Origin of the sequence: Arsenicicoccus dermatophilus, from assembly GCF_022568795.1 — a bacterium.
Taxonomy (GTDB): Bacteria; Actinomycetota; Actinomycetes; order Actinomycetales; family Dermatophilaceae; genus Arsenicicoccus; species Arsenicicoccus dermatophilus.
Genome location: NZ_JAKZHU010000003.1, coordinates 94610 through 107176, shown reverse-complemented (window position 1 = coordinate 107176; position 12567 = coordinate 94610). Strand labels below are relative to the sequence as shown.

12 protein-coding genes are annotated in these 12567 nt (G+C 74.4%); 9 read left to right on the top strand and 3 right to left on the bottom strand.

Features of this window, described 5'->3' with window-relative positions:
- Window positions 1-309: 309 nt before the first annotated feature.
- Together MM438_RS14940 and MM438_RS14935 are read left to right on the top strand one after the other, a co-directional pair.
- Window positions 310-819: a GNAT family N-acetyltransferase gene (locus tag MM438_RS14940; RefSeq protein ID WP_241454174.1), complete on the top strand. Its 510-nt coding sequence runs from the start codon at window positions 310-312 to the stop codon at window positions 817-819.
- Between the two features lie 120 nt (window positions 820-939).
- Entirely contained in the window at window positions 940-2067 is a 1128-nt protein-coding gene (locus MM438_RS14935; protein WP_241454172.1) for a D-alanine--D-alanine ligase family protein, read from the top strand.
- A gap of 202 nt (window positions 2068-2269) precedes the next feature.
- On the opposite strand, the gene MM438_RS14930 is transcribed toward MM438_RS14935, so the two are convergent.
- Complete coding sequence (locus MM438_RS14930) at window positions 2270-3778, bottom strand: long-chain-fatty-acid--CoA ligase (protein WP_241454170.1); 1509 nt, start codon at window positions 3776-3778, stop codon at window positions 2270-2272.
- Window positions 3779-3865: 87 nt separating this feature from the next.
- On the opposite strand from MM438_RS14930, the gene MM438_RS14925 reads away from it, so the two are divergent.
- The 5 genes from MM438_RS14925 (at window position 3866) to MM438_RS14905 (ending at window position 8682) form a co-directional block, all read left to right on the top strand.
- Window positions 3866-5134, top strand: coding sequence for a saccharopine dehydrogenase family protein (locus MM438_RS14925; RefSeq protein WP_241454169.1), 1269 nt, complete (start codon window positions 3866-3868; stop codon window positions 5132-5134).
- A gap of 203 nt (window positions 5135-5337) precedes the next feature.
- Complete coding sequence (locus MM438_RS14920; protein ID WP_241454160.1) at window positions 5338-5745, top strand: TOBE domain-containing protein; 408 nt, start codon at window positions 5338-5340, stop codon at window positions 5743-5745.
- 5 nt (window positions 5746-5750) lie between these two features.
- Window positions 5751-6692, top strand: a complete 942-nt coding sequence (gene modA, locus MM438_RS14915; RefSeq protein WP_241454158.1) for a molybdate ABC transporter substrate-binding protein — start codon at window positions 5751-5753, stop codon at window positions 6690-6692.
- Window positions 6689-7486: an ABC transporter permease gene (locus MM438_RS14910; protein WP_241454157.1), complete on the top strand. Its 798-nt coding sequence runs from the start codon at window positions 6689-6691 to the stop codon at window positions 7484-7486. Before modA ends, MM438_RS14910 begins: the two co-directional genes overlap by 4 nt.
- Window positions 7483-8682: a sulfate/molybdate ABC transporter ATP-binding protein gene (locus tag MM438_RS14905; RefSeq protein ID WP_241454155.1), complete on the top strand. Its 1200-nt coding sequence runs from the start codon at window positions 7483-7485 to the stop codon at window positions 8680-8682. The genes MM438_RS14910 and MM438_RS14905 overlap by 4 nt, the downstream gene beginning before the upstream one ends.
- A 14-nt stretch (window positions 8683-8696) precedes the next feature.
- On the opposite strand, the gene MM438_RS14900 is transcribed toward MM438_RS14905, so the two are convergent.
- Complete coding sequence (locus tag MM438_RS14900) at window positions 8697-8915, bottom strand: hypothetical protein (RefSeq protein ID WP_241454143.1); 219 nt, start codon at window positions 8913-8915, stop codon at window positions 8697-8699.
- A gap of 276 nt (window positions 8916-9191) precedes the next feature.
- On the opposite strand from MM438_RS14900, the gene MM438_RS14895 reads away from it, so the two are divergent.
- A complete protein-coding gene (locus MM438_RS14895; RefSeq protein ID WP_241454141.1) occupies window positions 9192-10214 on the top strand; it encodes a nitronate monooxygenase in 1023 nt (340 codons plus the stop codon).
- A 187-nt stretch (window positions 10215-10401) separates the two neighbouring features.
- Here the strand turns inward: MM438_RS14895 and MM438_RS14890 are convergent, their stop codons facing one another.
- Window positions 10402-10947 (bottom strand): LOG family protein, encoded by a 546-nt coding sequence (locus MM438_RS14890; protein WP_241454139.1) that lies wholly within the window; start codon window positions 10945-10947, stop codon window positions 10402-10404.
- Window positions 10948-11076: 129 nt separating this feature from the next.
- On the opposite strand from MM438_RS14890, the gene MM438_RS14885 reads away from it, so the two are divergent.
- The gene (locus MM438_RS14885; RefSeq protein WP_241454137.1) at window positions 11077-12522 is read left to right on the top strand and encodes a cation:dicarboxylate symporter family transporter; all 1446 of its coding nucleotides are present in this window, start codon (window positions 11077-11079) and stop codon (window positions 12520-12522) included.
- Window positions 12523-12567 lie beyond the last annotated feature (45 nt).

The following is a 12567-nucleotide window of genomic DNA, read 5'->3' as shown; positions in this document are numbered from 1 at the left end:
TCGGACCCGGGCCCGGGTGGCATCCCTCGTGGGGTGGCGCCCGGGCCCCGTCGCGCCCGGGCTCGTCGCGGCACACGTGGGGGGCGTCCGCGGCCTCCCAGGGTATCCGAGGGGTCCGGCTGCATCTGGGGGCTGTCCGGGGGCTTCCTGGGGCCAGGCTGGCCCCGATCGGTGCGTTGTGGACCCTCGTTGAACGTGCCACGGGGCCAGCCTGGCCCGATCTGCGGGTGGCGGAGGCACGGGGGAGGGCGGCTCGGCGCGTCCGCGAGGGGTCGTATGCCGGCAGCGGATTCCCCTAGGCTCGCGGGCATGGACGCCACCGTCACCCTCGCCGCCGTCGACGACGAGCTGCTCGCGCACCTGGTCACCGTGGCCACCACGGACGCCACTGCGGGTGAGGTCACTGCGCCGATCACGCCGGGCGACGACTGGACGCCCGAGCGGGTCGCGTGGTTCGAGGACCACCACCGTCGCTGCCGCACCGGGCTGACCGAGCCCTCCGGGGAGGCGACCTGGGCGGTCCTGTCCGGCGCCGACCCGGTGGGGTGCGTGCGGCTGCGGACCACCGACGAGCCCGGCGTCCTGGAGACCGGGATCTGGCTCGCCCGCTCCGTCCGTGGTCGGGGAATCTCCACGGCAGCAACCAGACTCGTCCTCGACCAGGCGCGACGTCAGGGTGCCCGGCGGGTCGTCGCCGACACCGCGGCGACCAACGTCGCCGCCCAGGGTCTGCTGCGGTCCGCGGGCTTCGCGCTCGCACCCGCGGCGGCGGGGCGCGTCGGCGCGTCGGTCGACCTCGACGACGGCGTCATCCCCTGAGCGAGTCCCGGGCGGGCGTCCGGCGGCGCGCCGGGCAGCCGCCCGGTCAGCGAGGTCCGGCCTCCGGCATACGATCAGCACCAAACCCACCAGAACGTCTGCAGAAAGGTCACCACGACCATGACCCAGACCGTGACCGTCGTCTTCGGCGGGCCCTCGGCCGAGCATGACATCTCGATCCTCACCGGCCTGCAGTGCGAGCGCGTGCTGCAACGCGCCGGCGCCCAGGTCCAGTGCCTCTACTGGGACCGCGGAGGCCGCTGGCACGCGGTGCCGCCGCAGACCGAGGCGCGCGACTACCTCGACGGCGCACCCGCCAAGGCGCAGAAGGTCGAGCTCCGGCTCGGCGCCGGTGCCGAGGACGGCTTCCACATGAAGGCTGGCTTCCGCGGCACCAAGAAGCTCGAGCTCGGCGCGGTGCTCCTCGCCCTGCACGGCGGCGCCGGCGAGTCCGGTGGCACGCAGGCGCTCTTCGAGCTGCTGGGTGTCCCCGCGACCGGCTCCTCCCCGGCGGCCGCGGCCCTCGGCATGGACAAGCTCGCTTTCGGCGCGCTCATGGCCGACGCGGGTGTGCCGACGCTGCGCCGCGAGATCGTGTCGCCGAGCTTCCGTCCGAGCTTCCAGGGCCCCTACATCGTCAAGCCGCGCTTCGGCGGCAGCTCGATCGGCATCGAGGTCGTCGATGACTACGACACGGCGCTGGCCCTGCTCAAGAGCTCGCTGCACATGCGCGCCGGCGCCGTGGTCGAGCCCTTCCGCGACGACCTGTGGGACCTGAACATCTCGTTCACCACCGCGCCCGAGGTCAAGACGTCGCTGATCGAGAAGCCCCTGCGCAAGGAGGGCGGCGCGATCTACGACTACGCCGGGAAGTACATGGGCGGCGGCACCGACGGCATGTCCTCCGCACCGCGCGAGCTGCCCGCCCAGATCAGTCCCGAGCTGGAGGCGCGGGCCCGTGAGCTGGCCCTCCAGGTCGCCGAGCTGACCGGCCTGACCGGCATCAACCGCGTCGACTTCCTGACCGACGGGACCGAGATCTTCGTCAACGAGGTCAACTCGATCCCCGGCGCGATGGCGCTGTACCTGTGGCCCGACGAGGACCCGGGCAAGATGCTGCTCGCCATGGTCGAGGAGGCCAAGCTGGCGAGCCGCCGCGTCCCGACGACGTCCTTCGAGGAGGGTGCTGCGCTGCGCGCCGCGGGCGGCATCTCCGGCAAGCTGACCGGTCTCGGTCCGCAGCGCTGACCCGCGCCGACGAGGGGAGCCGCGCCGCCCGAGAGGGTGGCGCGGCTCCCTTCGTCGCATCTGGCCACCCACCTCGTGCCCCTCTGGTGCGCCAGTAGGGGCAAGTGGCGGTGATCGGGCGGCGTGTCGCCACTACTAGGGGCAAGTGGCGAAAGAGGGTGGGCGGGTCGGGGCGCGGCGCGCGTGGCCGTCCGGGTCGGGGTCAGGGCGTGGGGAGCTCGCGCTTGAGGATCTTGCCGGTCGCGCCCTTGGGCAGGGCGTCCACGAACCGGATCTCGCGCGGGTACTTGTACCCCGCCAGCCGCTCCTGGCAGAAGGTCCGCAGCTCGGCCGCGGTCTCGTCGGAGCCCGCCCGCCCCGACCCGGGCCGCAGCGCCACGAAGGCCGCGACCTCCTCGCCATACAGCTCGTGCGGTATGCCGACCACGGCGGCCTCCAGCACGGCCGGGTGCTCGTAGAGGACCTCCTCGACCTCGCGCGGATAGACGTTGTAGCCGCCGCGGATGATCATGTCCTTGGCCCGGTCGACGATGAAGTAGCAGCCGTCCTCGTCCACGCGCCCCAGGTCCCCGGACCGGAACCACCCGTCCGCGTCGATGGCCGCCGCCGTCGCGTCGGGGCGCCCCCGGTAGCCGCGCATGACGTTCTCTCCGCGGATGACGATCTCGCCGACCTCACCGGGCGGCACCGGCGCACCCTCCGGGGTGCGCAGCGCCATCTCGACGCCGCGGATCGGGGTGCCGATGGACCCGGGCTTGCGGTCGGCGTCGGGGTGGTTGAACGACGCGACGGGCGAGGTCTCGGACAGGCCGTAGCCCTCGAGGATCATCGCGCCGAAGGTCTCCTCGAAGTCCCGCAGCACCTCCACCGGCAGCGACGCGCCCCCGGAGACGCAGGTGCGCAACGAGGACAGGTCGGGCACCGCCGAGCCCCCGGCGGCGAGGGTGCGGGCGGTCTGCAGCATCGCGGCATACATGGTCGGGACGCCCTCGAAGACCGTGGCGCGGTCGCGCTCGACGACGCGCAGCGCCTGGTCCGGCGTGAACCGCGGGATCAGGGTGAGGGTGGCGCCGGCGAGGACGGCGGTGTTCATCGCGCAGGTCATCCCGAAGACGTGGAACAGCGGCAGGCAGCCGATCACGGTGTCGTCGGGGGTGAGCCGGACCAGGGTGTCGTTGGTGGTGCGGGCGTTGCTGAGCAGGTTGCGGTGGCGCAGCTCGGCGCCCTTGGGCCGGCCGGTGGTGCCGGAGGTGTAGAGGATGACCGCGGTGTCGTCGTCGTCGCGGTCGACGACCTCGGGCAGGGGCGTGGCCGCGGCCGGCGGCGCGGGCAGCTCCTGCACGTCGACGAAGGTCGCGTCCGCCTCGCGGGCACCCTCGGCGGCGTCGGGGGTCGCGGCGACGATCAGCCGGGCGCCGGAGTCGCGCAGGTAGTACTCGATCTCGCGGGGCTTGAACATCGGGTTCATCGGGACGACCACGCCGCCCGCGCGCAGGATTCCGAAGTAGGCGATGACGAAGGCCGTGACGTTGGGCAGGCTCAGCACCACCGGGTCGCCCGGCCGCACCCCCTGGCCCTGCACCCAGCCGGCGGCCAGCGCGGACCGGTGCTCGAGCTCGGCATACGTGAGCTCCTGCTCGTCCTGCCGCAGCGCGACGTGCTCGGGCTGTCGCCGGGCCGTGGTCGTCAGGATGGTCGCGAGGTTGGTCATGGTGTCCTCCGGGGGCGTCGTTGCCGTGGAGGGAGCGTATGGCGGTCGGGTTGACCGCGACAGCGTCGTCCGGGGCATGATCGACGCATGAGCCTGCAGAGCGTGACCGAGACCACCATCGGCCGGGACCGTGACCGTGACCTCGACGTCGTCGTCTACGGAGCGACGGGGTATGTCGGACGGTTGATCGCCGGACACCTCGCCCGCAACGCCCCTGCGGGGGTGCGGATCGGCCTCGCCGGCCGCTCGCGGGAGCGGCTGGAGGAGGTGCGGCGCTCGCTGCCGGCGTCGGCGGGGCGCTGGTCGCTCGTCGTGGCGGACTCCTCGGACGAGGACTCGCTCGCGGTGCTGGCCGAGCACACCCATGTCGTGCTGTCGACGGTGGGTCCCTATGCACGGCACGGCCTTCCGCTGGTGTCGGCGTGCGCCTACGCCGGCACCGACTACGTGGACCTGACCGGGGAGACGCTCTTCGTCCGCGACTCGATCGACCGTTACGACGAGGTCGCCCGCCGCTCGGGTGCGCGGATCGTCCACTCGTGCGGGTTCGACTCGATGCCGTCCGACCTCGGGGTGCTGCTGACCGCCGACCACGCCCGCGAGGAGGGGCAGGGCACCCTCACCGAGACCACGCTGCACGTGCGGCGGATGCGGGGCGGCATGAGCGGCGGCACCCTCGACTCGATGCGGCTGCAGGTCGACAGCGTGCGCGGCGACCGCTCGCTCGCCCGCAAGGTCGTGGATCCCTATGCCCTGAGCCCCGATCGGGCCGCGGAGCCCGAGCCGGAGGGGCGCGTCGGCCAGGTGGTGCTGGAGCGCTCGGCGGACACGGGGTCGTGGGCGGCGCCGTTCTTCATGGGCGGCTTCAACGCGCAGGTGGTGCGCCGCAGCAACGCGCTCGTGGACTGGGCCTACGGCCGGGGTCTGCGCTATCGCGAGGTCGTGGACACCGGCCGTGGGCGGCTCGCCCCGCTCAAGGCCCTGGGCATGGCGTCGGTGCTGCCCGCCCTGGCCACGGGCCTCGCGACGCCGGGGCTGCGGCAGGTCGTGGACCGGGTGCTGCCGTCGCCCGGCGAGGGGCCGAGCGAGCAGGCCCGCGCCCGTGGCGAGTTCGTCATGGAGGTGCACGCGACCACGACCACCGGGGCGCGCTACGTCACGACCGTGGCCGCGTCTTACGACCCCGGGTATGACGGCACGGCCATCATGATCGGCGAGGCCGCCCTGACCCTGGTGCTCGACCGCCCCCGCCTGCCCGCCCTGACCGGGGTGCTCACGCCGGCGACGGGGCTGGGCGAGGCCTGCGCGGCCCGCCTGGTGTCCCAGGGGTTCACGATCACGACCCGCCGCGTCTGACGCTCCACCACGGGTGGGTCAGTGTCGCGGCGTGGCAGGTCGGACCGGCCCGGCTCCCCCGGACGGTGAGGGGCGCCTGCCGCGGCCCCGTGGACGGGCCGCTGGTCGGCGAACCGAGACTCTCTCGATCGGAGGCGCACTCTTATGCCGTATCTGCGGTGCCAGAGCCGTCATCGTGCCGCAGGTGCGGCTACGATGCCCAGGTGAGTGATCAGATCCGGGTGCGGGACGCGGCGGCGCTGCTGGGCGTCAGCGACGACACGGTCCGGCGGTGGGTGGACCAGGGGCAGCTGGCCGCCGGACGGGACGGCTCGGGCCGGATCGTGCTCGACGGGGTGGACCTGGCCCGGGTGGCGCGCGAGCAGTCGGGGGAGCTGCCCGACGTGCTCGGGGTCGGGTCGTCGGCCCGCAACCGTCTCGTCGGCCTGGTCACCGAGGTGCTCGTCGACGGGGTGATGGCCGAGGTCACGCTCCAGTGCGGGCCGTTCGGCATCGTGTCGCTGATGAGCCGGCGCTCCGCCGAGTCGCTCGGGCTGGAGCCCGGCGCCCTGGCCGTCGCGGTCGTCAAGGCCACCACCGTCATCGTGGAGACCCCGGGCGGGCGGTCATGAGTCGTATGCCGAAGCACCACCGCACCTGCCCGCCGGTCCGGCGCCGCACGCGCAGACCTGCCGTCTCCCTCCGGGCCGTCCCCCTCGCCGTCGCCGCGTCCCTCGGGCTGTCGGGCTGCCTCGGGGTGTCCGGCGAGGGCTCCGCGCCGCCCGGGGCCACCCCTGGCCTGTCCAACGGCACTGCGTCCCAGGCCGGTTCGTCCCAGGGCGCTTCGCCTGCCGGTGGGTCGACCGGGGGCGCGACGTCCGCGCAGGCCGCCCGTCCCGGCGACGCCCGCACTGTCACCGTCCTCGCCGCCGCCTCCCTCGAGCGCGCCTTCACCCGCCTCGGGCAGGACTTCGAGCGGACGCACCCCGGGGTGCGGGTGCGGTTCAGCTTCGCGGGGTCCAGCGACCTGGTCGCCCAGCTCGAGCAGGGTGCCCCCGCCGACGTCCTCGCGACCGCCGACGAGCGGACCATGGGCAAGGCCGTCGCGGGATCCCTCGTCTCGGGCGTCCCCACGCCCTTCGCGACCAACACGCTCACCATCGTCACCGCCCCCGGCAACCCGCGCGGCGTGACCTCGCTGGCCGACCTCGCCAAGGACGGGACGCAGGTCGTCGTCTGCGCACCCCAGGTCCCGTGCGGCGCGGCGGCCACCGCGGTGCAGCACGCCGCCGGGGTGACCCTGGATCCGGTGAGCGAGGAGCAGTCGGTCACCGACGTCCTCGGCAAGGTCACGTCCGGTCAGGCCGACGCCGGCCTGGTCTATCGCACCGACGCTGCGGGGGCGGGCGGGGCCGTCGCCGGCGTGCCCTTCCCGGAGGCGGCCACGGCCGTCAACGTCTATCCGATCGCGGTCACCGCGGCGAGCAAGGGGAGCGGGGACGCGGCGGCCTTCGTCGACCTCGTCCGCGGGCCCACGGGACGAGCCGTGCTGACGCAGCTGGGCTTCCAGTCCCCGTGAGGCGGGCGGGCGCCACCTCGGCCACGGCCCTGCCGCGCTGGGTCTGGCTGCCCGCGGCGCTGGGGGCGGCCTTCGTCGGCATACCCCTGCTCGCCCTGGTCGCGCAGGTGCCCTGGGACCGCTGGTGGGGCCTGGTCAGTGCGCCCGCCTCGGTCGAGGCCCTGGGGTTGAGCCTGCGCACCGCCGCCGCGTCCACCGCCCTGTGCCTGGTCCTCGGGGTGCCGCTCGCGCTGGTGCTGGCGCGCACCTCCTGGCCCGGGCTGTCGGTGCTGCGGATGCTCGTCCTGCTCCCGCTCGTGCTGCCGCCCGTGGTCAGCGGGATCGCGCTGCTGACCACCCTCGGGCGCCGGGGCCTGCTGGGGCACCACCTCGAGCTGGTGGGCGTACGAGTCGGATTCACGACCCTGGCGGTGGTGCTGGCGCAGGCCTTCGTGGCGCTGCCCTTCCTCGTCATGTCCCTGGAGGGGGCGCTGCGCAGCGCGGGCGGACGCTACGAGCAGGTGGCCGCCACGCTCGGCGCGGGGCCCACGACGGTCCTGCGCCGGGTGACCCTGCCGCTCGTGCTGCCCGGGGTCGCGTCGGGGGCGGTGCTGGCGTTCGCCCGGTCGCTGGGGGAGTTCGGCGCGACGCTGACCTTCGCCGGCTCGCTGCCCGGCGTCACCCGCACCCTGCCGCTGGAGATCTACCTCGCGCGCGAGACCGATCCCGCTGCGGCCGTAGCCCTCTCGCTGGTGCTGGTGGTCGTCGCAGCCGTCGTGGTCGGGCTGGTGCACCTGCGCAGGCCGACGTCATGAGCAGGTATGCCGAGGGGCGGCCGGGCGGCGTGCGGCCTGGCGACGCCGTATCTGGTCCCGCGCTCGGCGTCGAGACCGGCGTGCTCTCCGGGGCCGGGTCTCGGTCTCCGTCGCCGCGCGACCTTGCGCCCGCCCTGCGGGTGTGCGCGCGGGTGCCGCAGCGCGGGCTCGACGTCGACGAGTCCTTCGCCGGGCCAGGGGTGTCCGCGCTCGTCGGGCCCAACGGGGCGGGCAAGTCCACGCTGCTCGCCGTGGTCGCCGGGCTGCTGCGGGCACCGGGCGTCGAGGTGGTGGTGGGGGAGCGCGTGCTGCAGGACGGTTTCACGTGGATCCCGGCGCACCGGCGCGGGGTGACGCTGCTCGGGCAGGACCCGCTCGTCTTCCCCCACCTGGACGTGCGGACCAACGTGGCCTTCGGGGCGCGGGCGCGGGGGCTGTCGCGCCGGGCGGCCGACACGGTCGCCGTGCGATGGCTGGAGCGGGTGGGAGCTGCGGATCTCGCGCGGCGGCGCGGGGACCGGCTGTCGGGCGGCCAGGCCCAGCGGGTGGCCCTGGCCCGGGCGCTCGCGGCCGAGCCCGCCGTGCTGCTGCTCGACGAGCCGCTCTCGGCGCTGGACGTCGACGTGGCCGCCGAGATGCGCCAGGTGCTGCGAGCGGTGCTGCACGACAGCGGCGTCCGGGCCCTGCTCGTCACCCACGACCCGCTCGACGTCGCCGGCCTCGCCCACGACGTGACCGTGCTGGAGAGCGGGCGGGTCGCGGAGCGAGGAACGGCGGCCGAGGTGCTGGGCGCGCCGCGCAGCGGGTTCGGGGCGCGGCTGGCCGGCCGGACGCTGGTGCGCGGTCGGGCGGTCGGCCCCGACGCGATCGAGCTCGCCGACGGCACCCGCGTCCACGGGCGCGGGCCGGTGCCCGTCGGCGCCACGGCGGTGGCGCTGTGGGACCCCGCCGACGTCGCCGTCCACGTCGGGACCGTCACCGGCAGCCCGCGGACCGTCATACCCGCTCGCGTCGCCGACCTGACCGCCCGATCAGGGGCGGTGCGGCTCACGGCGGTTACCGCGAGCGGGGTCCGGCTCGCCGCCGACGTGACCCCGCTCGCGGTGGCCGAGCTCGGGCTGCGCCCGGGGGTGCCCGTCAGCCTCGCGGTCAAGGCGCAGAACGTCCGCCTCCTGCCCGCCCCTGGCGACGACTGAGCCGATCGACGCGGTCAGCCTGACGCGCAGGCCCGCTCTCGCTCGATCCGGCGTCGGCGGAGCCGCATCCCGACCGTCACGAGGGCCAGCGCGACCACTCCGAAGAGCGCCGTCCGGGTCCAGCGGGCGTGCGAGGCCTGCACCCCGGCCCAGCTCGCGAGGATGCCCGCCAGCAGCCGCAGCGCCAGGTCGGGCAGCCGGCCCAGCCAGGTGCGCCACCGAGTGTCCGTCATGTCCCCAGGCTGTCACGACGCGGGTGGGGCGACAAGGCGACGGCCCTGGGTCGTCAGCTGTCAGCCCAGCATGGGGTGGTCCTGCACCGCCATCTGCGGCATCACGTCCCCTGCGGGAGGGCGTCCGCCTTCGCCCGCCTGCCCCCAGCCATCAGGCCCCGGACCCCTCCCCTGACCGGGGCTGCCCACCGGCCCACCCAGGCCCCATCCCGACCCCTCGAGCCCGGCCCGACCGCCCGGGGAGCAGCGCCACCCCGAGCTTGGCAGGCTGGGGACATGACGCTGCTCGACACGCTGACCCTGCCCCTCGTCGCCGCCCCGATGGCGGGTGGCCCCTCCACGCCGGCCCTCGTCGCGGCCGCCTGCGCGGCAGGCGGCACGGGCTTCCTGGCCGCGGGCTACACGACCCCGGCGGCAGTGGCCGCCGAGCTCGCCGCCACCCGGGACCTGGTGGGAGACAGGCCTTTCGGCGTCAACGTCTTCGTGCCGTCCGGATCGGTCCGGGCGGCGGGGCAGGCCGCCGTCTCGGCATACACCCAGCAGCTGCAGGGCGACGCCGACCGGCTGGGGGTGCGGCTGCCCGAGCCCGACTGGTCCGACACCGACGCGTATGACGACAAGATCGCGCTGCTCACCCTGGTCGACCCGGTGGCCGTGGTGTCGTTCACCTTCGGGCTGCCGGCGCCGGAGGTGGTGGGCGCGCTCCACGACGTGGGCACGCAGGTGTGGGTGACCGTGACCGGCGAGGACGAGGCGCGCCACGCCGCCGCGCTCGGCGTCGACGCGCTCGTCGTGCAGGGCTGCGACGCGGGTGGCCACCGCTCCACCCACCGCGTCGAGGACGAGCCCAACCACCTCGACGCGCTCGGTCTGCTCCCGCTCGTGCGCGACCTCGGGGTCCCGTGCGTCGTCGCCGGCGGGGTCGCCACCTCGGGAGACGTCCGCCGCCTCCTCGACGCCGGCGCCCGGGCCGTCCAGGTGGGCACCGCGCTGCTGCTGACCCCGGAGGCGGGCACGTCCGCGGTCCACCGGGCGGGGCTGCGGCTGCCGGGGATGCGAGCCGTGGTGACCCGGGCCTTCTCCGGACGGCCGGCCCGCGGGCTGCGCAACAGATTCGTGGAGGCGCACGACGCCGCCGCGCCCGCGGTGTTTCCCCAGGTCGACCAGCTGACCAGGCCGCTGCGGGCCGCCGCTGCGAAGGCCGGTGACCCCCAAGGTGTCTCGCTGTGGGCGGGCGCCGGGTGGCAGGCCGCGCGGGAGGCACCCGCCGGCGAGGTGCTGCGCGGGCTCGCCCCCTGACCCGGCATACCCCCACGTCCTGTCCCCCGACCACTCCCGCCCCACCCACCCGCTTCACTTCGGCGCTCGCAGCACACCAGCTGCACGTCTTGGCGCCCACGACGTGTGGTTCCTAAGCTCCGAGCGCCGGTGCGAGGGGAGCCGGCGGCCGCAGGAGCGGGAGGTGTGGCGGAACGCGGTCGCCGGGCTAGCGGGCGCCCCCGGCCAGCGCGTCCAGCAGCGTGTCCACCGTCGGCCGCACCACGAGCAGCTCGCGGTGCGCGGGCGCCAGGAAACCCTCGTCCCGCGCCACGTCCAGCCACCCCAGCAGCGGCTGCCAGAAGCCGCCCACGTCGAGCGCCCCCACCGGCTTGGCGTGCAGCCCGAGCTGGGCCCAGGTGAGGATCTCGGCGAGCTCGTCCAGCGTCCCCATCCCGCCCGGCAGCGCCACGAATCCCTCGGCCAGGTCGGCCATCAGGGCCTTGCGCTCGTGCATCGAGCCGACGACGTGCAGCTGGGTGAGCCCGGTGTGCCCCACCTCGAGGTCCATCAGGTGCTGCGGCATCACGCCGACGACCTCGCCGCCCGCGGCCAGCGCCGCGTCCGCGACGACCCCCATCGTCCCGACCCGGGCGCCGCCGTAGACGAGGCGGATCCCCCGGCTCGCCAGCGCCGCTCCCAGGGAGCGCGCCGCATCGGCATACACCGAGGACCGGCCAGGACTGGAGCCGCAGAAGACACACAGGGATCGCACGGGTCCAGCCTGCCACGGGAGCGTGGCGGCGCCTCGGCGGGGCGTCGGCGGACAGGTGGGTGCATATCGGACCAGGAGGACGCATACTTTCGCCGATCGACCCCTCCACCGACGTGACAGGACCCCCCAATGGCCGCGAGCACCCACCCGCAGATCCCCGAGCCCACGAGCCCACCGCGGGACCGCTCGCACTGGCTCTACATCGCCGTCATCGTGGCCGTGCTCGGCGGCATCGCCTTCGGCATCCTCGCGCCCGAGCAGGCCAAGGGCTGGAAGTGGGTCGGCGAGACCTTCGTCAACCTGATCAAGATGATGATCAGCCCGGTGATCTTCTGCACCATCGTGCTCGGCATCGGCTCGGTCCGGGCTGCGGCGACGGTGGGCAAGGCCGGGTCGATGGCCCTCGCGTACTTCCTGACCATGTCGACCTTCGCGCTCGCGATCGGCCTGGTCGTCGGCAACCTCATCCAGCCCGGCCACGGCATCAAGGTCGCCGCGGGCGCCGGCAAGAAGTATGCCGAGCAGGCCGAGCACGGCGGCGGGACCGTCGAGCTCATCCAGGGGATCATCCCGGAGACGCTGTTCAGCTCGCTGATCTCGGGGTCGGTGCTGCAGACCCTCTTCGTGGCGCTGCTCGTGGGCTTCGCGGTGCAGCGGATGGGCCGCCAGGGCGAGCCGGTGCTCGCCGCGATCGCCGCCCTGCAGAAGGTCGTCTTCCGGATCCTGACGATGGTGCTGTGGCTCGCCCCGGTCGGGGCCTTCGGCGCCATCGCCGCCGTCGTCGGCACGTCCGGCCCCAAGGCCGTGGGCGAGATGCTCAAGCTGATGCTCGGGTTCTACCTCACGTGCTTCCTGTTCGTGGTCCTCGTGCTCGGCGCGGTGCTGTGGCTCGTCGCGCGGATCAACATCCTGCAGCTGCTGAAGTACCTCGGCCGCGAGCTCCTGCTCATCGTCGCCACCTCCTCCTCGGAGTCCGCGCTGCCGCACCTGATGGCCAAGATGACCCACGCGGGTGTCGACCGCTCCACCGTGGGTGTCGTCGTGCCGACGGGGTACTCGTTCAACCTCGACGGCACCGCGATCTACCTGACCATGGCGTCGATCTTCATCGCCGACGCCATGGGCAAGCCGATGAGCGTGGGCGAGCAGGTCGGGCTGCTGGTCTTCATGATCATCGCGTCCAAGGGCGCGGCCGGCGTCACCGGCGCCGGGCTCGCGACGCTGGCCGGCGGTCTGCAGGCGCACCGTCCCGAGCTGCTCGACGGCGTCGGGATCATCGTGGGCATCGACCGCTTCATGTCCGAGGCGCGCGCGGTCACGAACTTCGCGGGCAACGCCGTCGCGACGATGGTCATCGGCCGTTGGACCGGCACCCTCGACCACGAGCAGGCCCGCGCGGTGCTGTCCGGCGAGCGTCCCTTCGACTACGCCACGATGGACGACGACCCGCACGCCACGGAGGTCCGCCCCGGCCACGTCCCGCACCCGGTCAACCCCGCCGACCGCCTCCAGCCGACGCCGCAGGTCGACCTGTCGCAGTACCGCGCCGACGGCTCGACCCGCACCGACGACTGACCGACGCTCTCGGCATACCTCTCGCGACGTCCTGCGGAGGTATGC

Bases quoted from the DNA above. Each gene is read 5' to 3' on its own strand.
- MM438_RS14940 (WP_241454174.1), top strand. From the start codon at position 310: ATGGACGCCACCGTCACCCTCGCCGCCGTCGACGACGAGCTGCTCGCG.
- MM438_RS14935 (WP_241454172.1), top strand. From the start codon at position 940: ATGACCCAGACCGTGACCGTCGTCTTCGGCGGGCCCTCGGCCGAGCAT.
- MM438_RS14930 (WP_241454170.1), bottom strand. From the start codon at position 3,778: ATGACCAACCTCGCGACCATCCTGACGACCACGGCCCGGCGACAGCCC.
- MM438_RS14925 (WP_241454169.1), top strand. From the start codon at position 3,866: ATGAGCCTGCAGAGCGTGACCGAGACCACCATCGGCCGGGACCGTGAC.
- modA (WP_241454158.1), top strand. From the start codon at position 5,751: ATGCCGAAGCACCACCGCACCTGCCCGCCGGTCCGGCGCCGCACGCGC.
- MM438_RS14905 (WP_241454155.1), top strand. From the start codon at position 7,483: ATGAGCAGGTATGCCGAGGGGCGGCCGGGCGGCGTGCGGCCTGGCGAC.
- MM438_RS14900 (WP_241454143.1), bottom strand. From the start codon at position 8,915: ATGACGGACACTCGGTGGCGCACCTGGCTGGGCCGGCTGCCCGACCTG.
- MM438_RS14895 (WP_241454141.1), top strand. From the start codon at position 9,192: ATGACGCTGCTCGACACGCTGACCCTGCCCCTCGTCGCCGCCCCGATG.
- MM438_RS14885 (WP_241454137.1), top strand. From the start codon at position 11,077: ATGGCCGCGAGCACCCACCCGCAGATCCCCGAGCCCACGAGCCCACCG.